We start from the raw sequence: 24,072 nt of genomic DNA, 5'->3' as shown, positions 1-24,072 counted from the left end.
TCAGTAAAGTCGTTCCTGCCACGTCTCGGGGGCGCGCCAGGTGATCTGGTCGGGCGATCGCGCATCGATCGCCCCATGGTCGACCGCGGCGCGAACCTCGCGCTGCATCGCGGTCCAGGTCGGAGCGGCGGCGCCGAGGCGCGCGCCGATCCGGTTGTTGTGGGCGTCCATGGCCCGGCTCGGGTTGCCCTCGCCGCCCCGCTCCATCACCGCCGTGACCCAGTCGACGCAGCGCGGCGACGCGGTGTAGGCGACGATCGCGCTGGCCAGGCTGTGCCGGTAGGCATCGGCCGGGCCGTTGCGACCGCCCGGCAGGTTCGCGCCGAGCCACTGCGCGTACACCGCGCTCAGCACGAACGCCGGATAGGCGGCGAGCAGCGCCAGCGCCGCCAGCGCGCGCAGACGCCAGCGGCGTCGGCGCGGCGGCGAGGCCGGCGCGGCGCTCATCAGGCCGCCTTGGCCTGTTCGAGCAGCGAAACGAAGCGATCGAACAGCGGCGACACGTCGTGCGGGCCGGGGCTGGCTTCCGGGTGGCCCTGGAAGCTGAACGCCGGCGCGTCGGTCAGGGCGATGCCCTGGTTGCTGCCGTCGAACAGCGAGCGGTGGGTGACCCGCACGTTGGCCGGCAGGCTGGCCTCGTCGACCGCGAAGCCGTGGTTCTGCGAGGTGATCATGACCCGGCCCGAATCCAGGTCCTGGACCGGATGGTTGGCGCCGTGATGGCCGAACTTCATCTTCAGGGTCTTGGCGCCGGAGGCCAGGCCGAGCAGCTGGTGGCCCAGGCAGATGCCGAAGGTCGGGATCTTGCGGGCGACGAATTCCTTGATCGCGACGATCGCGTAGTCGCAGGGCTCCGGGTCGCCGGGGCCGTTGGACAGGAACACGCCGTCCGGATTCAGCGCCAGCACCTCGGCGGCCGGGGTCTGCGCCGGCACCACGGTGACCCGGCAGCCGCGCTCGGCGAGCATGCGCAGGATGTTCAGCTTGACCCCGAAGTCGTAAGCGACCACGTGGAAGCGCGCCGGCGCGTCGACGAAGGCGTTGCGGTCCAGGTCGAGCTGGCCGGCGGTCCATTCGTAGCGCTCGCGGGTGCAGACTTCCTTGGCCAGGTCCATGCCCTTCAGGCCGGGGAACTTGCGCGCGGCTTCGAGCGCCTTCGCTACGTCGATCTCTCCGGCCATCAGCGCGCCGTTCTGGGCGCCGGTGTCGCGCAGCAGGCGGGTCAGCTTGCGGGTGTCGATGTCGGCGATCGCGACCACGCCGCGCTCGCTCAGCCACTGCGGCAGCGCGACCTGGCTGCGCCAGTTGCTCGGCCGGCGCGGCACGTCGCGCACGATCAGGCCCGAGGCCCAGACCTGGCGCGCCTCGTCGTCCTGGTCCGTGCAGCCGGTGTTGCCGACGTGGGGATAGGTCAGCGTCACCAGTTGGCGCGCGTACGAGGGATCGGTGAGGATTTCCTGGTAGCCGGTGATGGCGGTGTTGAATACGACTTCGCCGACGCTGAGGCCGGGCGCGCCTACGGAAACGCCCTCGAACACGGTTCCGTCTTCGAGGGCGAGGATTGCGGGTTGGGTCACGGGGGTCGCCTTGGCTGCCGAAGGATCTGATCCCGTGCGCGACTGCGGCAAAACGCAAGTTGCAGCAAAGCGCGGACGCGGTGCTGGACCGGTCCGGCGTTCGGGATTCAGGCGAGCCGGAATTGTAGCGGCGAAGGCCCCCGGGCGCCAGCGTTTGCGCAGCCCGATTCGCCCCGGCCCGGGCGCAGCGGCGCCCGGACGCGGCCGCCGTTCAGGCAGTCGCCCCGCTGCGGGCAGGCCCCGTACCGGGCCGTCGCGACCGCTGCGGCGGCGCCTGGACGGTGCCCACCGGGCGTTTCTCCCCCGCCCGCCCACCTTCGCGGCGGCCCGCTCAGGCCGCCGCGAAGGTCTGCAGCGGAAGGCCCGCGCGAACTGCCCGAGCGAGCCGCTCAAGGCAGTCCGCCCGGATCGGCGTGCCCGGATAGGCAAGCCCGGACCGGCCGTTCAGGCCAGGCCGTTCACGTTCCCAGCGAGGGCTTGTAGGTCGCGACCATGTCCTGCATGCGGATGCTCTGGTCGTCGGAGAACGTGTTCATGCACGAGTCGTAGCTGTAGTCCATGAAGTTGGTGATCGGATCCAGGCCGCCGCCCGGGCAGCTGTCGCGGCCGACCGGGCAACCGGAGCTCGGGCTGGCCTGCGGCGGCGTGTCGGCGACGAAATCGCCCGGCTCGCTGCAGCCGCCTTCGAAGGTGTGTTCCAGACTCAGGTGATGGCCGACTTCGTGGGTGACCGTGTCGCCTTCGTTGTAGTTGCTCGACGAGCCGCCCGGCAGCGAGGAATGCAGCACCACCACGCCGTGACGCTTGGACGACTCGGGATAGCTGTCGGGCAGATAGGCATAGCCCAGGTAGCTGCCGGGCTTGCAGGTGTAGATGTTCAGATTGCGCGCCGGGTCCACCGCCAGCGCGTTCTTCATCTTCATCTCGTTGTTGACGCAGTTGCCGTACCAGGTGTTGTTGCGGGTCCGGGTCACCCCGGCCAGGGCGAACTGGAAACCGCGGCCGACGTAGGCGGCGTTGAGCACCTGCAACTGCTCGGCGATGCGCGCGTCGCTGACGTTGCCGGTGTTGTCGGTGCGGGTGACCACGTGGAACCAGACCGGCACGGTCTTGCTCGCCGCCGTCGCCGCCCACACGCCGTTGCGCAACGGCGTAGCGGCGCGCAGCTGCTGCAGGCGGCGCTCGACCTCGCGCCGGCGCTGCGGCGTCGATGGCGGCGCGCCGCAGCGCAGGCCGTCGCGCTGGAAACCGTGCTCGTCGACGATCTGGATCAGCGGCTGGCGCTGGTAGCCCTCGGCGCCGGCCACCACGGTCTCGGCATCGCCGGCGGCGGCCGGCCCGACCAGCAGCGACGCGGCGACCGCAGCGGCCGCGAACATCCCGTTCTTGCCCATGATCTGCCTCCCGGAAAGTAAGAACGCCGCGGGTCCGCGGCGTTCTCACTCTGCTCCGGCGCCGGCCCGGCCGGCAGCGCGATTCGCGCCGCAGGCCCGGCGCGGAGCGCGGGCGGCATCACAGATTGGGAAACATCAGCTCGGCCAGGCCGTAGCGCCCCGGCGCCTGATGGGCCACCCGCAGCGCCGCCTCGAGCGCGCCGCGGGCGAAGATGTCGCGGTTGGTGGCGCGGTGGATCAGCTCCAGGCGCTCGCCGGCCGCAGCGAACTGCACGGTATGTTCGCCGACGATGTCGCCGGCGCGCAGGCTGGCGTAATGCGGCGCCGCGCCGCGGCCGATCTCCGCCGCCGCGCCCAGGTGCAAGGCCGTGCCGGAGGGCGCGTCGAGCTTGCGGGTGTGGTGCGCCTCGACCACGTCGCAGTCCCAGCCCGGCAGCGCCGCCGCGGCGCGCCGGACCAGTTCGGTCAGCACCGCCACGCCGAGGCTGTAGTTGGCCGCCCAGACCACCGCGATGGCGCTGGCGGCCTCGTTGATCGCCGCGTTCTGCGCCGAGCTCAGGCCGGTGGTGCCCGAGACCAGGGCCCTGCCGCGCTGCGCGCACAGCGCCAGCACCGGGTCGAAGCCCTGCGGCAGGCTGAAATCGACGGCCACGTCGAACGCCGGCGCGCCGTCGAGCTCGCTGGAGGCGAACTGCGGCACGCCGTCGACCACCCGCTGGGTCGGCTGCGAACGCGAGAAGGCGGCGACGACCTGCACGTCGTCGCGCTCGGCCGCCAGACGCAACAAAGCCTGGCCCATGCGCCCGGAGGCGCCGTGAATCAACAGTCGTAGGGGTGCGCTCATGCGCGCAGGCTACCGGCTGCGCCGCCGCGACGGCAAGCGCGGCGGGGCATTCGCCTTCGGCAGTCGGCGCCGCGCGGTGCGGGTTCGCGGTCGCGACTGGCGTCGCTCCTCCCCCTGGGCGGATGCGGCTTCGATGAGCGGCAAGACGGGCGGTGTCTCTGCGCGTCGTGGGTCGCGGCTCACGCCGCTCCTACACGAGGCGGCGTCGCTGTTGCCGTTCCCCCCTTTGCAAAAGGGGGGCCAGGGGGGATTTGCTTTTGCTTTTGCTTTTGCTCTCGCCCCGACACCGCGCTCAAGGGCGGTGGAACTGCGCCAACGACCGGCGCAGCGAGCCGCCGTCGGGCGAGATCAGGTCGGCGATGCGCCAGCAGCCGCGCTCGTGGACGAACAGCAATTGCGCGCTGCGTTCGCTGCGTTCCTCGCCCAGCTCGAAGCGGTAGGCCACCCGCACCCGGTCCCGGCCCTCGGCCTGGAAACGCGGGTCCACCGCTTCGCCGTCCTGCGCGCCGAGCCAGGGGTCGGCGTCGATCGCGCACAGTTCGCCGCCATCGCGGCAAGCGTGTTCGCTGCGCAGCAACGCCAGCAGCGGCGCGGCGACGGCGTCTCCCAGGCGCTGCGGCGCCTGGTCCCAGAACAGGTAGTGCGAGCGGTAGAAGGACTGCGCGACCGCCGTCGGCGTGGCGCCGCTGCAGGCGGCCGCGGCCGGCGCTGCGGCCGCCAAGGCCAACACGAAGGCGGCCGCCCTCGCCGCCCGGCGCGCGAGCGCAGGCCACGCGATCGGTGTCCGGTTCGGCGTTGCGTGAGGTAGCGGCATCAGGGACTCCATGTCGATGGGAACGAGGCAGCGAACGTTCGGTGAGGCGCTGCGGATCGCGACGCCTTGCTCTGCGCGTGCTTTCTAGCACATCGCTGCGTTCCTGCCCGCCGGCGCGCGCAAGCCGCCACATCGGGCGAAGAATCGTTTCGAACGGGATGCCGAGGCCGCCGTCGATAACGTGCGGGTTGCCGCATCGCGCCTGCGTTTCGGCACCTCGCGCGGGCCGGTGTCGACGCTGTCGGAACCACCACCGCAAAAAGAAAGGACCACATGGCGGCCCTTTCCAAATGCAGCAGCGAGCGGCTCGGCGCGCCGTCCGGCTCAGGAGGCCATTCGGGACCGCCACCGAAAAAAGAAAGGACCGCATGGGCAGCCTTTTCCAGATGCAGCTACGAGCGGCACGACGCCCCGCCCGGCTCAGGAGGCCATTCGGGACCACCGAAAAAAAGAAAGGGCCGCATGGGCGGCCCTTTCCAAATGCAGCTACGAGCGGCGCGGCGCGCCGCCCGGCTCAGGACGTCATCCGATCCCAGAAGCCCTTGACCCCGTCGAGGAAGGTCGAGGAGCGCGGCGAATGCTTGCGCGCGCCCTCGCCGACGAAGGTGGCCTCGAACTTCTCCAGCAACTCGCGCTGCTCGGGAGTGAGGTTGACCGGCGTTTCCACCGCCACCCGGCAGTACAGATCGCCCGGGCGGCGGCTGCGCACCGACTTGACGCCCTTGTCGCGCAGGCGGAACAGCTTGCCGCTCTGGGTCTCGGCCGGAATCCGCAGCTCGACCTCGCCGTCCAGGGTCGGCACCCGGATCGAGTCGCCGAGCGCGGCCTGGGAGATCCGGATCGGCACTTCGCAGTGCAGGTCGTCGCCGTCGCGCTGGAAGATCTCGTGCTCGCGCACGCGCACTTCCACGTACAGGTCGCCCGGCGGCGAACCGGCCGGGCCGGCCTCGCCTTCGCCGGTCAGGCGGATCCGGTCGCCGTTGTCGACGCCGGCGGGAATCTTGACCTGCAGGGTCTTGGTCCGCTCCACCCGGCCCTGGCCGTGGCAGTCGCCGCAGGGATTGGCGATGGTCTGGCCGCGCCCGTTGCAGTGCGGGCAGGTCTGCTGCATCGAGAAGATGCCGCGCTGGAAACGCACCTGGCCGCGGCCGTTGCAGGTGGTGCAGGTCTCGACCTTGCCGTCGGCCGAGCCCGAGCCTTTGCAGGTCTCGCACTCGTCCAGGGTCGGGATTTCGATCTGCTTCTCGACTCCGCCGACCGCTTCCTCCAGCGACAGCTCCATGACGTAGCCGATGTCGGCGCCGCGGCGCGGACCGCGCGCTCCGCCGCCGCCGGCACCGCCGAAGATGTTGCCGAAAATGTCGCCGAAGATATCGCCCATGTCGGCGAAGCCGGGGCCGCCGGCGCCGCCGCCCATGCCGTGCTCGAACGCGGCATGGCCGTGCTGGTCGTAGGCGCGGCGCTTGTTCGCGTCGGACAGGACTTCGTAGGCCTCCTTGCACTCCTTGAACGAGGCTTCGGCTTCCTTGTCGCCCGGATTGCGGTCCGGATGGAACTTCATCGCGCAGCGGCGATAGGCCTTCTTCAGGTCGTCGTCGCCGGCGTTGCGCGCAACGCCCAGCACTTCGTAGTAATCGCGTTTGCTCATGGGCTGGGAATCGAGAGTGGGAATCGGGAATGGTTGGATCAAAAGCCAACGGCGCGGCGTGCGCGCCGTGAGCTACGGATACGAGAACGGGGAATCGGGTTCCTGACAGGTCGCGGCGCTCGCCGCTCCTCCCATTCCCGATTCCCCACTCCCCATTCCCGGCTTACTTCTTGTCGTCCTTCACCTCGGTGAACTCCGCATCGACCACGTCGTCGGACTTGGCCGAGGAGGCGCCGGCGTCGCCGGCCGGGGCGTCGGCATGGCCGGCGCCGGCAGCGGCGAACAGCGACTGCGCGGCCTCTTCCAGGGCGCGCGACTTGGCCTCGATCTGGGCCTTGTCGTCGCCCTTCATCGCCGTTTCCAGCTCGGCGATGGCCGACTCGGCGCGGCCGATCGCCTCGCCCGGCAGCTTCTCGCCGTGCTCCTTGATCGCGCTGCGGGCGCTGTGGATCAGCGCGTCGGCGTGGTTGCGGGCCTGCACCAGCTCATGGAACTTCTGGTCTTCCTCGCGGTTGGCTTCCGCGTCGGCGACCATCTTGGCGATCTCTTCCTCGGACAGGCCCGAGCCGGCCTTGATCTCGACCTTCTGTTCCTTGTTGGTCTTCTTGTCCTTGGCGCTGACGTGCAGGATGCCGTTGGCGTCGATGTCGAAGGACACCTCGACCTGCGGCATGCCGCGCGGCGCCGGCTCGATGCCGGACAGGTCGAAGCGGGCCAGCGACTTGTTGTAGCGGGCCTGCTCGCGCTCGCCCTGCAGCACGTGCACGGTCACGGCCGACTGGTTGTCCTCGGCGGTGGAGAAGGTCTGCGAGGCCTTGGTCGGGATGGTGGTGTTCTTCTCGATGATCTTGGTGAACACGCCGCCCAGGGTCTCGATGCCCAGCGACAGCGGGGTCACGTCGAGCAGCAGCACGTCCTTGACGTCGCCGGCCATGACGCCGCCCTGGATCGCCGCACCGACGGCGACGGCTTCGTCCGGGTTGACGTCCTTGCGCGGCTCCTTGCCGAAGAACTCGGCCACCGCCTGGCCGACCTTGGGCATGCGGGTCTGGCCGCCGACCAGGATCACTTCGCTGATGTCGCTGGCGCGCAGGCCGGCGTCGTTCAGGGCGATGCGGCAGGGTTCGATGGTCTTCTTGACCAGGTCCTCGACCAGCGACTCCAGCTTGGCGCGGGTCAGCTTGATGTTGAGGTGCTTCGGACCCGAGGCGTCGGCGGTCACGTACGGCAGGTTGACTTCGGTCTGCTGCGAGGAGGACAGCTCGATCTTGGCGCGCTCGGCCGCGTCCTTCAGGCGCTGCAGGGCCAGCGGATCCTTGCGCAGGTCGATGCCCTGGTCCTTCTGGAACTCTTCGACCAAGTAGTCGATGACGCGCTTGTCGAAGTCTTCGCCGCCGAGGAAGGTGTCGCCGTTGGTCGACAGCACTTCGACCTGCATTTCGCCGTCGACCGAGGCGATCTCGATGATCGACACGTCGAAGGTGCCGCCGCCGAGGTCGTACACGGCCACCTTGCGGTCGCCGCCCTTCTTGTCCATGCCGTAGGCCAGCGCGGCCGCGGTCGGCTCGTTGATGATGCGCTTGACTTCCAGGCCGGCGATCTTGCCGGCGTCCTTGGTCGCCTGGCGCTGGCTGTCGTTGAAGTAGGCCGGGACGGTGATCACCGCCTCGGTGACCGGCTCGCCCAAATAGGCTTCGGCGGTCTTCTTCATCTTGCCCAGCACTTCGGCCGAGATCTGCTGCGGCGCCATCTTCTTGCCGTCCTGGGTCGCGACCCAGGCGTCGCCGTTGTCGTGCGGGACGATCGCGTACGGCACCAGGCCGAGATCCTTCTGCACTTCGGCGTCGGTCATCTTGCGGCCGATCAGGCGCTTGACCGCGTAGAAGGTGTTCTTCGGATTGGTCACCGCCTGGCGCTTGGCCGAGGCGCCGACCAGGACTTCGCCGTCCTTGGTGAAGGCGACGATCGACGGAGTGGTGCGATCGCCTTCGGAATTCTCGATGACCTTGGCCTTGCCGCCTTCCATGATCGCGACGCAGGAATTGGTCGTGCCCAGGTCGATGCCGATGATCTTGCCCATTGCTAGTGCTCCCTCTCGAATGCTTGGAATTTAAGGGGCGGGGCGCGCTTGGCGCCGGCCGCCGATGTTCGCTATCTGGGGCCCGGTGCCGGGCAGTTCAAGCGCCCGTGCCCTGCCCCGTCGGTCCCGGTACCGGCCCTTCACCGATACCCGGACGCAGATCTCAGGCGTCCTGGCTGACCACCACCAGGGCCGGCCGCAGCAGGCGCTCGTTGAGCAGCCAGCCCTTCTGGTAGACCTGGACCACGTGGTTCGGCGCCACGCCCGGCGCCGGCACCAGGCTCATGGCCTGATGGTGCTCGGGGTTGAACGGCAGGCCGACCGGGTCGACCGCGACCAGGCCGTTGTCGGCGCCGACCTTGAGCAACTGGCGCAGGGTCAGTTCCATGCCCTGGCGCAGCGCGCCGCTGTCCTCGCCGGCGGCGGCCAGGCCGGCCTCCAGGCTGTCGATCACCGGCAGCAGGTCGCCGAGCAGGCGTTCGTTGGCGAACTTGCGCGCCATCTCGATATCGCGCGCCACGCGCTTGCGCTGGTTGTCCAGCTCGGCGCGTTCGCGCAGCGAGTCTTCGCGCAGCTTGCCCAGTTCGGCGCGCAGGGCGTCGAGTTCGGACACATCTCCGGCCGGCGCCTCGTCCTGGGCGGCCTGGGCCGATTCGGGGTTCAGATCGTGTGAGTTCATGCTGGTTCCTGGCGGTCCATCCGCGACAGGGGCAGCTATGGGGCCGCGCCGGCGCCATTCAAGTGCCGGGATCTGCGCCGATCGGCCGGGATCGACGCCGAGCCGCGGGGTTCGTGAACGGCTGCGCGGTCCGGTCGGCCGAAGCGAAACGCCGTCGCCCTTGCCGTTCCCCCCTTTGGAAAAAGGGGGGCTAGGGGGGATTTGCTCCTGCCTCCGGGCCGCTTGCGCCGGCCAGCGCGGGTTCGCGGTCGCGGCTCGCGCCGCTCCTACCCAGAAACGCCATCGCCTTTGCTGTTCCCCCCTTTGAAAAGGGTCTTAGGAAGCAAACAGCCCCTCAGAGTGGGTTGGATCGTAGCAACTTGAGGGTCGCCCGGTAGAGGTCTTCGTGGCGGTGGTTGAAGCGGAACTCGCACTCCTTCAGGTGCAGGTAGAAGGTGGCCTTGGGCACCTCGTTGAATTTGGCCAGGCGCCGCTTGGCGAAGCTCCAGAAGCTCTCGATGCCGTTGATGTGGTTGTCGCCCTCGGCGAAATGATTGCCGCTGTGGCGAATGCGCCAGTGCTTGGCATAGCCCAGGTCGACCAGGCCGTCGTAGCTGGACAGACAGTCGGAGAGGATTTCGCTCTCCAGGCGAATATGCCCACGAATTAAGGCCTGAAGCGTGGCGGTTTTGCAGTTGGGGACGATCTGGGTGTAGACGTGCTGGCCGCGTTTGAGCATGCCGAAGACGATGGTTTTCTTGCCGGCGCCGCGGCCGCGTTTGCCGCGCACGCGCCACGGTCCGAAGAAGGATTCGTCGACTTCCACCTGGCCGGTGAACGGCGAATGCTGCTCGCATTCGGTGGCGATGGCACGACGCAAGGCAAGGAAGATCGAGTTGACCGATCGCACGCTCAACCCGGTCAGTTGCGCGGTGCTGGTCGCGGTCAGGTCCAGGGCCCAGCAGCGCACGAGGGCCCGAAATCGGGCCTCGCTGATTTTCGAACGGCTGTAGTACCTATTTTTCTTATTCATTTCAGGAAGATAGCTGCGTTATGAGGCAGCTTTGCTTCCTAAGACCCTTGAAAAAGGGGGGCCAGGGGGGATTTGCTCCTGCCTTCCGTGCCGCTTGCGCCGGCCAGCGCGGGTTCGCGGTCGCGGCTCGCGCCGCTCCTACCCCTTGACCGCCGTTCGCCTCGCTCTTGCTGTTCCCCCCTTTGAAAAAGGGGGGTTAGGGGGGATTTGCTTCTGCCTTCCGGGCCGCTTGCGCCGGCCAGCGCAGGTTCGCGGTCGCGGCTCGCGCCGCTCCTACCCGCAAGGCCCGTAGCGTTTGCTGTTCCCCCCTTTGGAAACGGGGGCTGCTCCTACAAGGAGCCGGGGTGCTGCGGGGGCTCGCCGCCCTCGCCGGGCTGGAACGCATCGCCGAGCGCGTCGGCGGCGGCCTGCACCACCGGGATGACCCGGTCGTAGGCCATCCGGGTCGGCCCGATCACCCCCAGCACCCCCAGCACCCGGCCGCCGGCGGTGTACGGCGCGGTCACCAGCGAGACCCCTTCCAGCGGCGCCAGCCCGGTTTCCTCGCCGATGAAGATCCGCACCCCCGGCGCGCGCACGGTCCGCTCGAGCAACTGCAGGATCTCGCGCTTGCGGGCGAAGGCCTCGAACAGCTCGCGCAGCCGGTCCAGGTCGGCCAGTTCCTGCAGCCCCATCAACCGGGTCTGCCCGGCCAGGACCATGTCGTCGCCGTCCGGGGCCAGCACCTGCTCGGCCAGCTCCACCGACTGGGCCAACAGGGCCTGCATCTCGGCCTGGGCATGGCGCAATTCGTGGACCAGGGTGGCGCGGATCTCGGCCACCGGCCGGCCGGCGAAATGAGCGTTCAGGTAATTGCTGACCCGCTCCAGCTCGCCGCCGTCGTAGGGCCGGCGGGTCTGGATGATGCGGTTCTGCACGTCCTGGTCGGCGAACACCAGGATCGCCAGCACCCGCTGCGCGTCCAGCGGCACGAAGTCGATGCGCCGGAACGCGAATTGCTCGCGCTTGGGCACGCTGACCACGCCGACGAAATGGGTCATCGCCGACAGCAGCTCGGAAGCGCTGCCGAGCAGGGCCTGAGTGCCCGAGCCGGCCGGCAGTTCGCTGCGCAGCCGCGCGACCTCGCCCTCCGGCAGCGGCCGCACCTGCAACAAAGAGTCGACGAACAGCCGGTAGCCTTGCGCGGTCGGCACTCGCCCGGCCGAAGCGTGCGCCGCGCTCAGCAGCCCGGCCTCTTCCAGGTCGGCCAGGATGTTGCGGATCGTCGCCGCACTGACGTCCAGCCCGGCGTGTCGGGCCAGGGTCTGCGACCCGACCGGCTCGCCGCTGTGGATGTAGCGGCCGATCAGGGTGCGCAGCAACTGCCGCGCACGCGGGTCGAGGACGGGTTCGGGCGATCGGCGGGTCATGGGGTGGATATAGGCGTCGCGGCGGGTGGGTGCAAGGGTTGGAGCGGGGAATAGGGAATCGGGAATGGGGAATCGGAAAGGCAACGGCGGCGCCACTGTGACTGCTGTCGTCTCTCTCAAGCCGAGGGCTCTACCGATTCCCGATTCCCGATTCCCGGCCCCAAAGTCTCACCCCCTGAGCCACCCTCCCCCTACCCTACGCCGCTGTCCGCCTCCCATTCCCAGGCCGCCGGCCGTCAAGGCACAATCGCCGCCGCATGCTCGCCCATCTCTCGCTCAAGCAATTCGCCGTCGTCAGCGCCGCCGAACTCAGCTTCGGTCCGGGGCTCACCGTCATTTCCGGCGAGACCGGCGCCGGCAAGTCGCTGCTGGTCGACGCGCTCGGCCTGCTGTCGGGGCTGCGCGCCGACAGCGGCGTGGTCCGCCACGGCGCCGACCGCGCCGAGCTGGTCGCCGACTTCACCCTCGACGACGCCCCGCAGGCCGCGCAGTGGCTGCGCGACAACGAACTGGACGAAACCGGCGACGGCGACGTCGCGGTGTGCCAGATCCGCCGGGTGATCCGCGCCGACGGCGGCTCGCGGGCCTGGATCAACGGCCGTCCGGTCACCCTGGGCCAGCTCGGCGACCTCGCCGGGCATCTGGTCGAGATCCACGGCCAGCACGAGCACCAGGCGCTGATGTCCAAGGCCAGCCAGCTCGGCCTGCTCGACGCCTACGGCCGCTGCGAGGCCCAGCGCGAACCGGTCGAACGCGCCGCGCGCGCCTGGAGCGCGCTGCTGCGCGAGCGCGAGACCCTGCTCGCCCAGGGCGACGTCAGCGACCGCATCGGCTGGCTCGAACACCAGCACGCCGAACTCGAGCGCGAGGCGCTGGAGCCCGAGGCGCTGGCCAAGCTGCTCGCCGACCACCGCCGCCACGCCCACGCCGCCGGCCTGATCGCCGCCTGCGAAAGCGCCTTCGCCCGGCTCGGCGGCGACGAGGGCCCGTCGCTGACCCGCACCCTGCAGCAGGTGCGCGGCGAACTGCAGAAAATGAGCGAACACGAACCGCGCCTGGGCGAGGTCGAGGCCATGCTCGACCAGGCCGCGATCCAGATCGACGAGGCCGTGTCGCTGCTCGACCGGGTCCGCGACGACCTCGACCTGGATCCCTCCGAGTTCGAGCAGATCGAACACAAGATGGGCCGCCTGCACGAACTGGCGCGCAAACACCGGATCGCGCCGGAACACCTGGCCGCGACCCGCGACGGCCTGGCCGCCGAGCTGGAACAGCTGCGCGGCGCCGGCGAACGCCTGGAGCGCCTGGACGGCGAGATCGAGGCCGCGCGCGCCGGCTGGCGCCGCGCCGCCGACGCGCTCGGCCAGGCCCGCCGCGAGGCGGCGCGCTCGCTCGGCGCGCGCGCCACCGAGCTGATCGGCGAACTGGGCATGGGCGGCGGCCGCTTCGACGTCGCGATCGAACCGCTGGACGAAGACCGCCCCGATCCGCAGGGCGGCGAACGGGTCGAATTCATGGTCGCGGCCAACCCCGGCCAGCCGGCCCGGCCGCTGCGCAAGGTCGCCTCCGGCGGCGAACTCTCGCGCATCTCGCTGGCGATCGAAGTCGCCGCGTTCGGCCTGGACGCGGTGCCGACCATGGTCTTCGACGAAGTCGACTCCGGCATCGGCGGCGCGGTGGCCGAGATCGTCGGCCAGAAACTGCGCACCCTCGGCGCCAGCCGCCAGGTCCTGTGCGTCACCCACCTGGCCCAGGTCGCCGCCCAGGGCCACGCCCACTACCGGGTCAGCAAGGCCGCCAGCGAAGGCGTCACCCAGAGCGCGGTGGTGGTGCTGGGCGCCAAGCAACGCGAGGAAGAACTCGCCCGCATGCTCGGCGGCATCGAACTCAGCAAGGAAGTCCGCGCCGCGGCGCGGCGCTTGCTGGCGGATGTAGGGTGAGAGCCGGGAATGGGGAGTGGGGAATCGGGAATGGGAAGAGCGGGCGTGGCGATGGCGCTCGGGGCTTCGCAGCCCTGTGGCGATGACGCGTAAGGCTCCGCGCGCTTTTCTTAAGGCCGTCGGCGCACAGTCCCTGCCTTCGCGCAGCGACTACCCCACTTCCCTCTTCACGCGCTCCCCTCACCGTCATTCCCGCGAACGCGGGAATCCAGGGCGTTTGGAGCGAGAACGCAAGACGTCCTGCACCCGCTGAAGCGGGAGCGTCCGCCCGCCGAAGGCGGTGGATGTTCGGCTACGCCGCAGTAAAGCAGAGCCTGCGCTCGCGTGAGCGACGGCTTGGGGCCTCCAAGCCCCACGGGGCGATCCGATGAAACCAGCCCGCTATTGAAGCCCGGCCCGCATCGGAACCGGCTTCATCCGTCCCGCCCCCAAAAAACAAAGGCCCGCATCGAGCGGGCCTAGTCCAACGTCCAGGGAAATCGACGGTTCCGCTCAGGGATCACGAACGATCAAGCGGCGCAGAACCGCTCGAACCATTCCCCATTCCCCATTCCCCATTCCCGATTCCCAGCCCCTCAGCGCTTCTTGCGCACATACAACACCAAGGAATGCTCCTCGATCTCGTAGCCGTGCTTGGCCGCGATCTTGCGCTGCAGTTCCTCGATCTCGGCGCTTTCGAACTCGATGATCTTGCCGGTGTCGATGTCGACCATGTGGTCGTGGTGGTGGCCGCGGTCGAGCTCGTACACCGACTGGCCGGCTTCGAAATTGTGCTTCAGCACCAGGCCGGCGGATTCGAACTGGGTCAGCACGCGGTAGACCGTTGCCAGACCGATGTCCTCGCCCTTTTCCAGCAGCATCCGGTAGATGTCTTCGGCGGTCATGTGGCGCGGCTTGGATTGCTCCAGCAGCTCCAGGATCCGCATCCGCGGGTGGGTGACCTTGAGTCCGGCGTTGCGCAGGTCTTGCGATTCCATGGCGGTGTTCCTTGCGATCGTTTGCGGCCCGAAGCATCGGGCCCGGGTCTAGACCGGCTGGCCAGGCCGCGAGCGCCTGCGCGTTGAGCGGACTGGGCTGGCTGGGCCGGAATGGCGGATGAACGCGAGGGGTCGCCGCGCGCCCGTGCCCGCCCTTGGTGGGTGCGGGCTTCAGTGTATCATCGGCCCCGTTGCCTTCGACTGCCGCAGACCCCGACCCGATGCGTAAGCTCCTGCTCGTCCTCTCGCTTTCCGTGCTCACCGCCGGCTGCGGCATCATCTACAAGCAGCCGATCTACCAGGGCAACCTGCTGGAAAAGACCGCGGTCGACCAGCTCCAGACCGGGATGAGCAAGCAGCAGGTGCAGATCCTGCTCGGCACCCCGTCGATCGAAGACCCGTTCCACCAGAACCGTTGGGACTACACCTCGACCCAGCGCCTGGACCGCCTCGGCCACACCTCGCGCAAGAACCTGACCCTGTGGTTCGAGAACGACGCCCTGACCAAGTGGGAAGGCGACTACTTCGCCGAGCAGGATCCGGAAATCGCCAAGGCCTCGGTCAAGCAGTTCGGCCGTAACCTGGCCAAGGAAAAGGACAAGAAGCGCCGTCGCGGCAGCTGATCCCGCTCCGTCCATCGTCAGAAACGGCCGCCGCAGGGCGGCCGTCTTTCATTGTGGCGCCTCATTGTGGCGCCTCGTTCCGGCGCCGGTGCGGGCACTCGGCGCCTCTCAGCCCGTTCTCGAAAGCACGCCCGTTCGCACACTGGCCGGCCCGGCCGTGCGCAACCGCCCCGGGCTATTTCTTCGGCGGCGGCTTCAGCGGCCGGTCGGCCGCGCGGCGCCGGCGCGCCTCCTTGGGGTCGAGCTGCAAGGGCCGCAGCAACTCGATCCGGTCGCCGTCGCGCAACGCGGTGTCGGCCGTGGCGCGCACTCCGAACACCGCATAGGCGACCGTTTCAGGCGCGTCCTGCCAGCCGGCGGCGGCCAGCGCCGCGGCCACGGTCGCGCCCTCGGCCAGTTCCAGCGTCAAGGCCTCGTGGCGACGCGGCCAGGCGCGGACCAGCTCGATCTTCACGTCGCCGCCGCCCCGGCCACCGGCGCGCCGGGCTCGGCGCCGCGGTCGGCGACGCGGACGAAGTCGTCGACCATGCGGTCGGCCAGGCTCTGGAAGCCCAGCGCCAGCGCCGGGCCCAGCAGCTTCACCGCCGGCTCGAACTCCAGGGTCAGGGTGACCTTGCACGCCGACTCGTCCAGGGCATGGAACTCCCAACGCCCGCCGAGCTTGCGGAACGGGCCGTCGACCAGTTGCAACTCGATGTGATGCGGCGGCGACAGGCTGTTGCGGGTGGTGAACCAGGTCCGCAGCGCGCCCAGGCCCAGGTCCAGCCGCGCGACCATGTGCTGCTCGGAGACTTCCAGGATCTGCGCCTGCTCGCACCAGTCGAAACGGCGCGGATAGGCGGCCACGTCGTTGACCAGCGCGAACATGCGCGCGGCGGAGTGTTCGACCAAGGCGGAGCGGCGGATGGTAGGCATCGTGTTCGCTAGTTGGGATCGCAACGCTGGTTTCAAGCCGGCCGGACCGGGCCGCCCGTTGCCGCAAGCATCGCCGGCCGAGGGTCCGCAGGGCCGCGAAGCCCCCCGCCGCCCCGCCGGCTACTCAAACCGCCTCCGGATCGGAGACAATCGCGGCATGGCTAAAAACACCAACAACAAGGCCGGCAAGGATAAAGGAAAGGGCGCCGCCGGCGGCACCATCGCGCTGCACAAGCGCGCGCGCCACGAATTCCACCTGGAGGAACGCTTCGAAGCCGGCCTGGCCCTGCAGGGCTGGGAGCTCAAGTCGATCCGCGCCGGACGGGCGAACATCACCGAAAGCTACGCCGTGATCCTGCACGGCGAGATCTACCTGATCGGCTCGCAGATCACCCCGCTGATCTCGGCCTCGACCCATGTCGTCGCCGAGGAACGCCGCACCCGCAAGCTGCTGCTGCACCGGCGCGAGATCGACAACCTGATCGGCCGGGTCCAGCGCGACGGCTACACCGTGGTGCCCACCGCGCTGTACTGGAAGGGCAACAAGGTCAAGATCGAGGTCGCCCTGGCCAAGGGCAAGCAGACCCACGACAAGCGCGAGGCCAGCAAGGAACGCGACTGGGCGCGCGAGAAGCAGCGGGTCATGCGTCGCCACAACCGCGACGCCTGACTCCGCCCCCCCTGTAGGAGCGGCGTAAGCCGCGACCCGGGACGCGCAGAAACCCGATAGCGACGCCATCGAGCGACGCTGGCCTCTCCTGTAGGAGCGGCGTCCCAAGGGGATTTCCTTCGGTCATAAGCCGCGACCCGGCACGCCGCAGAAACCGCACCTGCACCGCTGCGCATCGACGCCGCGGACGCCCGACCGCCCTCACTCCCCGCGCGCGGTCTCCAACGGCAGGGTGAAGTAGAACGTCGCGCCCTCGCCTTCGCGCCCCTCGGCGCGGATCGTGCCGCCGTGGCGCTCGACGATGCGCTTGACCGAGGCCAGGCCGATGCCGTGGCCGGCGAAATCCTCGACGTTGTGCAGGCGCTGGAACGGCCGGAACAGCTTGTCGACATAGGCCTGCGGGAAGCCGGTGCCGTTGTCGCTGAGGAAGAACTCGCGCCCGCCGCCGGGCAGCTCGCGCAGGCCGAAGGCGATCTGCGCCGGATCGCGGTCGCGGCTGAACTTCCAGGCGTTGCCGAGCAGGTTGCCGAGCAGGTTGCGCAGCAGCGAGGTGTCGCCGATGACCCGCATGCCCGGGTCGATCCGCACCTCGACCGCACGCTGCGGTTCGGCCAGGCGCAGCTCTTCGATCAGCTCCGCCGCGACCCGGCTCAGGTCCACGCTCTCGTGCTTGAGTTCGCCGCGCGACAGGCGCGACATCTTCAGCAGCGCGTCGATCAGGTCGCCCATGCGCGAGGCCGCCTTGCGCACCCGGCCCAGGTAGTCGCGGCCGGCCGCGTCGAGTTGGCCGGCGTATTTCTCGCCGAGGATGCGGCTGAAGCCGTCGATCGCCCGCAGCGGCGCGCGCAGGTCGTGCGAGACGCTGTAGGCGAAGGCCTCCAGTTCCTGATTGGCCTGGCTGAGCTCGCGCGTGCGCAGGGCCACGCGCGCCTCCAGGGTGCGGTTGAGCGCGTGCACCCGCGCCTCGGCGCGCAGGCGCTCGGTGACGTCTTCGACCTGGACCAGGCCGGTGATGTCCTGGCCGACGTTGCCCGGCACCGGCGAATAGGTCAGCTGCACCTGGCGGGCGACGCCGTGCTCGCGATGCAGGCGCCGGGTGGCGCGGTGCACGCCGTCCTCGTCGGTGCGGCCGTCGCCCTCCTCCGCGCCGTCGCCGTCGTCGCGCTCCAGCAGGTCCTCGAAACGCCGCCCGCGCAAGGGCTCGATGCCGGTGCCGACGATCCCGGCCAGCGAGGGGTTGGCGTCGACGATGCGGCCCTCGCTGTCGAGCAGCGCCTTGCCGATCGCCGAGTACTGCATGGCGCTGCGGAAACGCGCCTCGCTGCGGCGGAAGTCCTCGGTCATGCGCACGGCGATGTTGCGCGCGCGCGACTCGGTGCGCGCCAGCATCAAGGCGATGCCGTACAGCAGCAACGAAGAGAACAGCCCCAGCGCGAACATGTTGCGCAGCGCGTTCAAGCGCGGCACCGCCTGCTCCACCGGCGCGGACTGGTAGTCGATCCGCCAACTGCGGCCGTAGATGTCGAAGCTGACCCGATGCACGAACGCCGCGGCCTGGCCCTTCATGCCCGGCGCCTCGTACAACAACGTGTCGCGTCCGCCGCTGCGGTCGTAGATCCGGAACAGCATGTCGTCGTGGCTGCCGCCGAGCGTGGTCTGGACGAAGCGCTCCATCCGGAACGGCACGTAGACCCAGCCCTGCATCTCGGCCCGGCGCAGCGACGGCGACTGCGGCCGGCCGCCGCCCAGATACACCGGCAGGGTCAGCAGCAGCCCGCTCGCCTGCGCCTGCGGGCCGTCCTGGATCAGGTGGATCTTGCCCGACAGCCGCGCCTGGCCGGTGTCCATCGCCGCGGCCATGGCCTCGCGCCGGACCGCTTCGGAATAGACGTCGTAGCCGACCGCGGCGGCATTGGCCTGGGTGCTGGGCTCCAGGAACAGGATCGGCGCGTACACCTCACGCATGCCCTGCGGACGCACCGTCAGCAGGCCGTAGCCGGCGTCGCGCCATTCGCTCTGCAACTGCACCAACAGCCGTTGCGGCACGTAACCGGCGAAGCCCAGCCCCAGCGTCGCCGGAAACCGGCGCTGCATGTTCATGCCGTCGACGTAGGCGCGCCACTGCTCGGCGGTCGGCCGCTGCACCGACGCGAACAACGACACGCCGCCGCGCGCGACCAGTTCGTAATTGACCAGGCGCTGCTGGATCAGCTCGGTGACCTGCACGGTGCGGCCGACGAACTCGGCCTGGGCCGAACGCAACTCGCGGTCGCGGGCGATGCGCCAGGCGGTGAACACCAGGATCAGCGAACCGATCAACACGCCCAGCGCCAACAGGTAGCCGCGCCGCGGCATCAGCCCGCTCAGCTCGGCATCGTCGTCGCCGGACGCCGAAGGGGCGTGCTCGGCCGGATCGCTCGTCGTCATCCGATCAAGCATACCTGCCCCTTCGTGTGCGCCGCACTCACGCCCGCCGCCGGGCGCTCAATCCTTGCCCCGTGCCGCGTTTTCCTCGTCCCAGGCGCCGTCCAGCATCAGCCGGTTGATGCACTCCAGGTGTTCGGCGGCGACCTGCCGGCACAGCCGCGGCCAGTGCCGCTGCAGGCTCACCGGCCTTCCCTCCCACTGCTGGCAGGCCAGGAAGCGCTCGATCTCGTCGGCCAGTTCCAGCAGCGCGCGGCCGTTGCGGTCGGCGCGCCGGGCCAGTTCGATCCGCCCGCCCCACGGCGCATGCGGACGCCCCGGCAGCGGACGCCAGGCGCCCGACGCGACCCGTCCCAGCGCCGCCCACCACCGCCGCGCGCGCATCACTTCGCCTCCGCCGGCAAGGCCAGCAACTCGGCCGCCTGGATCCGGAAGCCGCAGGCCTGCGCCATCACCAGCGCGCGGCCGCGGGTCGACACGTAACCGCGCCCGCGCATGCGCCGCAGCATCGCGGTCGACACCCCCGCCGCCTCGGCCGCCGCCCGCGCGGTGGCGAAACAGGCGATATAACGTTCGATGGGATTGGGCTCGCGCGCCGGCGCAAGCCGCGGCAGCGGTGCGCCCTCGTCCTGTGCGGCCTGTCGCGATCCCTGCCCGGAACCGCGTCGCGATCCCGCCTTGCCTTTCGAGTCCATGTCCTGATCTCCGGCCTTGCATCCATGCCAGGCCAACTTACCACCACAAATTGCTCTTTTCAACGACCGCAAAGAGTGATGTTTTGGCGAGGGGGTACGCAACAATGAGTTGCGCTATCCTCCCCTCGGCCGGCGGCCCGGGACGGGCGGCGCCGACGTTTAGCCCTGCAGGATGCTCCGGCGAGACCCCATGACCAACGCGCCCCACCAAGAATTCGCCAACCGCCTGCACCAGGCCCTGGATTTTTCCGGATTCGCCAAGGGCCGGGCCCGCACCGGCGCCCTCTCCGCCTACTACGACGTCAGCCGCGAGACCGCCCGCAAATGGCTGGTCGGCCTGGCCCTGCCCGAACTCGAGCGCATGCTGCAGATCGCCGTGCAGCAGCATGTCAGCTTCGAATGGCTGGCCACCGGCCGCGGCACGATCGAAGGCAAATCGCTGTCGGTGCGCGAGAACGCCGCCAAGTACAGCGACCCCGACGAACTGCGCCTGATGGGCCTGATGCGCAAGCTCTCGCGCAAGAAGCGCCGCGCCCTGATCGAGCTGCTGGACGGCAACTGAGCCGGCGCCGCGGCTGAACCCCGCCCGCCGACCGCTGACGCGGTGCTTGAGAACGCGCCGCCAGGCCCTATACTGAACACGTCAGCGCAGTTTGGCTGTCCCCGGGGGTGCACTGGCTTCGACGGGGGTCGCGAAATCGCTTGGCGCATGCCGAGGGGGTAGCTTTCCTCGTAAATCCAGCTGCAAACTTCTAGTTGCCAACGACGACAACTACGCTCTCGCCGCTTAAGGCGTAAGCCCCGAAACTGCTTGTGTCCGTGCTCGCAGCGTAGGGTCACTATCACGGAATCGCCCGGAGCGGCCGCCTGCCAGCTCCGGGTCAACCTATAGCAGGCTGGTCCGGGGATGCGCTTTGCGCGCCGTGCTGTCCCGGGACGAGATCCAACGGAGCGCTAAGCATGTAGTGCCGGGGATGGAGTGCCTTCGGACGGCGGTTCGATTCCGCCCACCTCCACCAATACCAAAGCCCTCGAGCGATCGAGGGCTTTTTTTTGCGCGACCGGTCATACCGCACCGATGTCCTCGCAGCGCGACGGCTTCGAGCGACACTCGCAGCGTTGCGTGCCGCGGCATCGCGCCGGGCCTTGCCCAACCGGGCCGCTTGCGGTGCTACTCCTTGCGCCGCACTCCACCGCCCTCAACGTTATTGCCGTGGCCGTCGAGGCGGGCGTAGGGCGTCGGCGCGATCGCCGCCTATGGAGAACGAATGCATGAACGCAAACATCAGCCTGCGCGAGGTCACCGCCGACAACTGGGTGCAGGTGATCTGCCTGGAGATCACCCGCGAGCAGGAGGATTACGTCGCGCTGAATTCCGAGTCGATCGCCGCGTCGAAGTTCCACCAGCATTACGTCAACCGCGCGATCTACCTCGACGAGGAGCCGGTCGGCTTCCTCCAGTACTATCCCAATCTGCGCAATGGCCGGCCGGACGAGATCTTCATCGACCAGTTGATGGTCGACGCGAGCCGCCAGGGCCAGGGCATCGGCACCCGCGCCGTCGCCTTGGCGCTGGATGAAATCCGCCGGCGCGACGACTGCGGCGCGATCTCGGTCTGCTACGTCGAAGGACACGACATCATGCGTCCGTTCTTCGAACGCTTCGGCTTCCGGGTGGTCGAGCAGGACGAGTTCGACGAAACCATCATGCGCTTGGAACTGGAGCGATAAGCTCGTTCCGCCGTGGCGCTCCGAGGCCGATCAGACTTGCGATTCGGGTTCGGGCTCGGCTGCGGTCGCCGCGGTCTCGGGAACCTCCGACCACTCTTGCGGCTGCGGCGCCCAGCTCCCCGGCCCCAGCACCGCGACCACCAGGTTTTCCAGCGGATAGCCCAGGCGCTCGGCGGCGGCGATGCCGCCATCGCAGGCCTGCGTCTGCAGGACGAACGCGACGAAGGCGGCGTGATCGCCGGCCGCCAGCCCGACCATCTTCTTGGCCAGATCGTAGGACAGCAGGTTGCCGTCGTCGGTGCGCAGGAACGAGGCGCCCGACCAGAACTCCTGGATCCGCTGCGGGTTCCAGAACGCGGCATGCTTGCGTGCGATCTCGGCCGGCGAGTAGAGCTGTGTCCGAGGGTCGGCCAACTGCGGGAACAGGCTGTGTTCGGTGTTGACCGCCATGCCCTCGTTGAGCCACATCGGGATCGGCAGGTGCGACAGCAGGGCGTGGGTCATTTCGTGGGCGATGGTCGCGCGCATGGCGTCGATATCGCCCTCGAACAGGGCGAAATGCCCGTAACCGGCGCGGATGAACATGCCGCCGGACATGGCGTACTCGCCGCCGTCCGGGTAGTAGTGGGCGATGTAGTCGTAATACGCATCCTCATCGGCATACATGAGGCACACATGCTTGCCGCCGCCGGGCGGCAGCGCGAGCTCGCCGAGGTTGCGCACGATCCGGCGCCGGGCCGATTCGCAGAACGACAGGAACGCCCTGCCCTGCTCCGGCGACAGGGCCGACAGCAGCAGAAAGCGGTCCGAGGCCTGCAGGCCGTAGTCCGGCCCCAGCGACTCGGCCAGCGCCGTCAGCCAGTGTTCGCCGGCCCGGGTCCAGTAAGCGTCCCGCAACGGCTCCGACCATGAGCCGTCCTCAGCTTGCGCCAGGCGCTCCCAATCCGGGATCGGCTGACGCGTGTCCGCCTGCCAGTGCATGGCCACTTCCGGCGCCGCTACCCCGATCAGCGCCGGACTCGCGGCCGCGGCGGGACCTCCGAACAAACGACGCAAGCGGGCGAGCATATGCGGTCCATGCATGAGCGGGACACCAAGATTAGCATCGCCCGCGGCGCGCTCTGGTTACGTCTTGCAATGCGCTTGCGCTGTACCGGCCACAGGAGAAAATAGGCCGCCGGGATCGCCGGCCGGAAGGAATGGAATCCCATGAGCATCGAATTCGGCGTCTGGCGCGTGGACGGCGACAGCCCGCAACGCCTGTCCCTGGGCGGGTCGGACAAGGAGAATCGGCTGCAGCAGTGGCTGATCCGCGACCTCAGCATCGTCGCGCCGGAGCTGATGCTGGTCGGCAAGGAGGTTCACGCCTTCGACAACGAGCGCATCGACCTGCTCGCGATCGACCGCGCCGGGCGGTTGTACGTGCTTGAGCTCAAGCGCGATATCGCCCGGCGCGAAGCGGTGGCGCAGCTGCTCGACTACGGCGCCTGGGTCGCCGAGCTGAGTCTGGGCGATCTCAACACTCTGTTCGAAAAGTACAACCCCAACCGCACGGCCGGGCAGACCCTGGACCAGGCCTTCAAGGCGCGCTTCGGCCACGAACTGCCCGAAGAACTGGATGCCACCCACGAACTGTGGCTCGTAGTCGCCGGCATGGACGAGCGCACGCGGCGCCTGTGCGACTACCTGGCCGAACATTACGAATTGCCGATCAACGCCGTATTCGTTCACGTGATGCGCGACGGCGACCGCGAGTACCTGGCCCGCGCCTGGCTGCGCGACCCCACCGAGGCGCCGTCGCCGACGCCGGACCAGGCCGGCTGGAACCGCGAGTTCTACGCCAGCTTCGGCGAGTACCCCGACCGCTCCTGGGAAGAAGCCAGCAAGTACGGCTTTTTCGCCGCCGGCGGCGGCTCGTGGTACACGCGCACCCTCAACCTGCTCAACCCCGGCGACCGGATCTGGGTGCGCAGCCCCAAGCGCGGCTATGTAGGCGTCGGCCGGGTGGTGTCCAAAGCCGTGCCGGTCGACGACTTCAAGGTCGTGGTCGACGGCGTGACGCGCCCCATCGTCGAAGTCGCGCCGGCGATCGCCAAGACCACGCGCTATGCCGACGACCCGGAGAACGCCGAATACGTGGTCGGGGTGGACTGGATCAAGACCGTGCCGCTGGCGCAGGCGATCCACGAACCCGGCTTGTTCGGCAATCAGAACAGCGTGGCGCGCCCGCGCGCCGCGTCCTGGATCGATACGATCGCCCGGCTCAAGCAACGCTTCGGCATCGCCGACTGATCGGCGGAGCTTCGCCCCGCAGAGTCGTCCGGGCACGCCGCTTCTCTCCCGTCGCTTCCGCAGGCATAGAATCGGGCCATCGCCACGGGCGCACGCCCAAGGAACCGGGTCATGGACACCCCCTGGCAGACAAGGACGATCTGGACCGCCGCCGGCGCGTGCCTGGGTTTTCTGGCCAGCGCCGTGCTGGCGATGCCGTGGCTGGAGCCGCTGCCGGATTACGTGGTCAACGCGGTCGCCGGCGTCTGCACCGCACCGCAGCGAACGGATCAAGCAGACCCTGGTGTTGGTGTTCCAGGACATGATGGAAGACATCAATACCGCGCGCAAGGTTGATCGAGCGACCTC

The 24,072-nt window shown here is 69.2% G+C and carries 24 protein-coding genes and 1 other RNA gene; 8 read left to right on the top strand and 17 right to left on the bottom strand.

The window, feature by feature from the left end; translation table 11 throughout:
- The 10 genes from K4L06_RS17070 to hrcA all read right to left on the bottom strand — a co-directional run bounded on the left by K4L06_RS17070 (position 1) and on the right by hrcA (position 11,457).
- Positions 1-447 carry a hypothetical protein gene (locus K4L06_RS17070; protein ID WP_221672531.1) on the bottom strand — a complete coding sequence of 149 codons (447 nt, stop codon included), beginning with the start codon at positions 445-447 and terminating at the stop codon, positions 1-3.
- Positions 447-1,577, bottom strand: a complete 1,131-nt coding sequence (gene carA / locus K4L06_RS17065; RefSeq protein WP_221672530.1) for a glutamine-hydrolyzing carbamoyl-phosphate synthase small subunit — start codon at positions 1,575-1,577, stop codon at positions 447-449. The genes K4L06_RS17070 and carA overlap by 1 nt, the downstream gene beginning before the upstream one ends.
- Before the next feature lie 458 nt (positions 1,578-2,035).
- Positions 2,036-2,971 carry a zinc metalloprotease gene (locus K4L06_RS17060; RefSeq protein WP_221672529.1) on the bottom strand — a complete coding sequence of 312 codons (936 nt, stop codon included), beginning with the start codon at positions 2,969-2,971 and terminating at the stop codon, positions 2,036-2,038.
- 118 nt (positions 2,972-3,089) lie between these two features.
- Positions 3,090-3,815: a 4-hydroxy-tetrahydrodipicolinate reductase gene (gene dapB / locus K4L06_RS17055; RefSeq protein ID WP_221672528.1), complete on the bottom strand. Its 726-nt coding sequence runs from the start codon at positions 3,813-3,815 to the stop codon at positions 3,090-3,092.
- Between the two features lie 292 nt (positions 3,816-4,107).
- Positions 4,108-4,545: a hypothetical protein gene (locus K4L06_RS17050; RefSeq protein ID WP_221672527.1), complete on the bottom strand. Its 438-nt coding sequence runs from the start codon at positions 4,543-4,545 to the stop codon at positions 4,108-4,110.
- A gap of 598 nt (positions 4,546-5,143) precedes the next feature.
- Complete coding sequence (gene dnaJ / locus K4L06_RS17045) at positions 5,144-6,277, bottom strand: molecular chaperone DnaJ (protein ID WP_221672526.1); 1,134 nt, start codon at positions 6,275-6,277, stop codon at positions 5,144-5,146.
- A 163-nt stretch (positions 6,278-6,440) separates the two neighbouring features.
- On the bottom strand, positions 6,441-8,357 hold the full coding sequence (gene dnaK / locus K4L06_RS17040; RefSeq protein ID WP_221672525.1) for a molecular chaperone DnaK: 1,917 nt from the start codon (positions 8,355-8,357) through the stop codon (positions 6,441-6,443).
- Between the two features lie 163 nt (positions 8,358-8,520).
- Entirely contained in the window at positions 8,521-9,036 is a 516-nt protein-coding gene (gene grpE / locus K4L06_RS17035) for a nucleotide exchange factor GrpE (RefSeq protein ID WP_221672524.1), read from the bottom strand.
- 334 nt (positions 9,037-9,370) lie between these two features.
- Positions 9,371-10,048 (bottom strand): IS1595 family transposase, encoded by a 678-nt coding sequence (locus K4L06_RS17030; protein WP_221670508.1) that lies wholly within the window; start codon positions 10,046-10,048, stop codon positions 9,371-9,373.
- A 329-nt stretch (positions 10,049-10,377) separates the two neighbouring features.
- Positions 10,378-11,457, bottom strand: a complete 1,080-nt coding sequence (gene hrcA / locus K4L06_RS17025) for a heat-inducible transcriptional repressor HrcA (protein ID WP_221672523.1) — start codon at positions 11,455-11,457, stop codon at positions 10,378-10,380.
- Positions 11,458-11,714: 257 nt separating this feature from the next.
- Here hrcA and recN point away from each other — a divergent pair, with 257 nt between their 5' ends.
- A complete protein-coding gene (gene recN / locus K4L06_RS17020; RefSeq protein ID WP_221672522.1) occupies positions 11,715-13,397 on the top strand; it encodes a DNA repair protein RecN in 1,683 nt (560 codons plus the stop codon).
- 575 nt (positions 13,398-13,972) lie between these two features.
- On the opposite strand, the gene fur is transcribed toward recN, so the two are convergent.
- On the bottom strand, positions 13,973-14,374 hold the full coding sequence (fur, locus tag K4L06_RS17015; protein WP_064749231.1) for a ferric iron uptake transcriptional regulator: 402 nt from the start codon (positions 14,372-14,374) through the stop codon (positions 13,973-13,975).
- Positions 14,375-14,595: 221 nt separating this feature from the next.
- Between fur and bamE the strand changes: the two genes are divergently transcribed.
- Positions 14,596-14,997: an outer membrane protein assembly factor BamE gene (gene bamE / locus K4L06_RS17010; RefSeq protein WP_221672521.1), complete on the top strand. Its 402-nt coding sequence runs from the start codon at positions 14,596-14,598 to the stop codon at positions 14,995-14,997.
- Positions 14,998-15,172: 175 nt separating this feature from the next.
- Here the strand turns inward: bamE and K4L06_RS17005 are convergent, their stop codons facing one another.
- Both K4L06_RS17005 and K4L06_RS17000 read right to left on the bottom strand, forming a co-directional pair.
- On the bottom strand, positions 15,173-15,451 hold the full coding sequence (locus K4L06_RS17005; RefSeq protein ID WP_221672520.1) for an RnfH family protein: 279 nt from the start codon (positions 15,449-15,451) through the stop codon (positions 15,173-15,175).
- Positions 15,448-15,912 carry a type II toxin-antitoxin system RatA family toxin gene (locus tag K4L06_RS17000; protein WP_221672519.1) on the bottom strand — a complete coding sequence of 155 codons (465 nt, stop codon included), beginning with the start codon at positions 15,910-15,912 and terminating at the stop codon, positions 15,448-15,450. The genes K4L06_RS17005 and K4L06_RS17000 overlap by 4 nt, the downstream gene beginning before the upstream one ends.
- 157 nt (positions 15,913-16,069) lie before the next feature.
- Here K4L06_RS17000 and smpB point away from each other — a divergent pair, with 157 nt between their 5' ends.
- On the top strand, positions 16,070-16,582 hold the full coding sequence (gene smpB, locus K4L06_RS16995) for an SsrA-binding protein SmpB (RefSeq protein ID WP_064749235.1): 513 nt from the start codon (positions 16,070-16,072) through the stop codon (positions 16,580-16,582).
- A 201-nt stretch (positions 16,583-16,783) separates the two neighbouring features.
- Here smpB and K4L06_RS16990 read toward each other — a convergent pair whose 3' ends face one another.
- Genes K4L06_RS16990 through K4L06_RS16980 form a run of 3 tightly spaced genes read right to left on the bottom strand, consistent with a single transcriptional unit; the run spans position 16,784 to position 19,806 of the window.
- Positions 16,784-19,009, bottom strand: coding sequence for a CHASE domain-containing protein (locus tag K4L06_RS16990; protein WP_221672518.1), 2,226 nt, complete (start codon positions 19,007-19,009; stop codon positions 16,784-16,786).
- Between the two features lie 57 nt (positions 19,010-19,066).
- Positions 19,067-19,390, bottom strand: a complete 324-nt coding sequence (locus K4L06_RS16985) for a hypothetical protein (protein WP_221672517.1) — start codon at positions 19,388-19,390, stop codon at positions 19,067-19,069.
- Complete coding sequence (locus K4L06_RS16980) at positions 19,390-19,806, bottom strand: hypothetical protein (protein ID WP_221672516.1); 417 nt, start codon at positions 19,804-19,806, stop codon at positions 19,390-19,392. Before K4L06_RS16980 ends, K4L06_RS16985 begins: the two co-directional genes overlap by 1 nt.
- Positions 19,807-19,891: 85 nt before the next feature.
- On the opposite strand from K4L06_RS16980, the gene K4L06_RS16975 reads away from it, so the two are divergent.
- The 3 genes from K4L06_RS16975 (at position 19,892) to K4L06_RS16965 (ending at position 21,432) form a co-directional block, all read left to right on the top strand.
- Positions 19,892-20,263, top strand: coding sequence for a helix-turn-helix domain-containing protein (locus tag K4L06_RS16975; RefSeq protein ID WP_031373591.1), 372 nt, complete (start codon positions 19,892-19,894; stop codon positions 20,261-20,263).
- A 103-nt stretch (positions 20,264-20,366) separates the two neighbouring features.
- Positions 20,367-20,720: a transfer-messenger RNA gene (gene ssrA / locus K4L06_RS16970) on the top strand.
- Between the two features lie 253 nt (positions 20,721-20,973).
- Positions 20,974-21,432 carry a GNAT family N-acetyltransferase gene (locus K4L06_RS16965; RefSeq protein ID WP_221672515.1) on the top strand — a complete coding sequence of 153 codons (459 nt, stop codon included), beginning with the start codon at positions 20,974-20,976 and terminating at the stop codon, positions 21,430-21,432.
- Between the two features lie 30 nt (positions 21,433-21,462).
- Here K4L06_RS16965 and K4L06_RS16960 read toward each other — a convergent pair whose 3' ends face one another.
- A complete protein-coding gene (locus tag K4L06_RS16960; RefSeq protein WP_221672514.1) occupies positions 21,463-22,413 on the bottom strand; it encodes a hypothetical protein in 951 nt (316 codons plus the stop codon).
- A gap of 228 nt (positions 22,414-22,641) precedes the next feature.
- Between K4L06_RS16960 and K4L06_RS16955 the strand changes: the two genes are divergently transcribed.
- Together K4L06_RS16955 and K4L06_RS16950 are read left to right on the top strand one after the other, a co-directional pair.
- Positions 22,642-23,724: a hypothetical protein gene (locus tag K4L06_RS16955; protein ID WP_221672513.1), complete on the top strand. Its 1,083-nt coding sequence runs from the start codon at positions 22,642-22,644 to the stop codon at positions 23,722-23,724.
- Between the two features lie 111 nt (positions 23,725-23,835).
- Positions 23,836-24,060, top strand: a complete 225-nt coding sequence (locus tag K4L06_RS16950; protein WP_221672512.1) for a hypothetical protein — start codon at positions 23,836-23,838, stop codon at positions 24,058-24,060.
- Positions 24,061-24,072: the final 12 nt, after the last annotated feature.

The sequence above is a fragment of the Lysobacter sp. BMK333-48F3 genome, assembly GCF_019733395.1.
Lineage (GTDB): Bacteria > Pseudomonadota > Gammaproteobacteria > Xanthomonadales > Xanthomonadaceae > Lysobacter.
The sequence above is the reverse complement of the archived record's forward strand: the minus strand, read 5'-3'. Positions and strand labels throughout refer to the sequence as shown.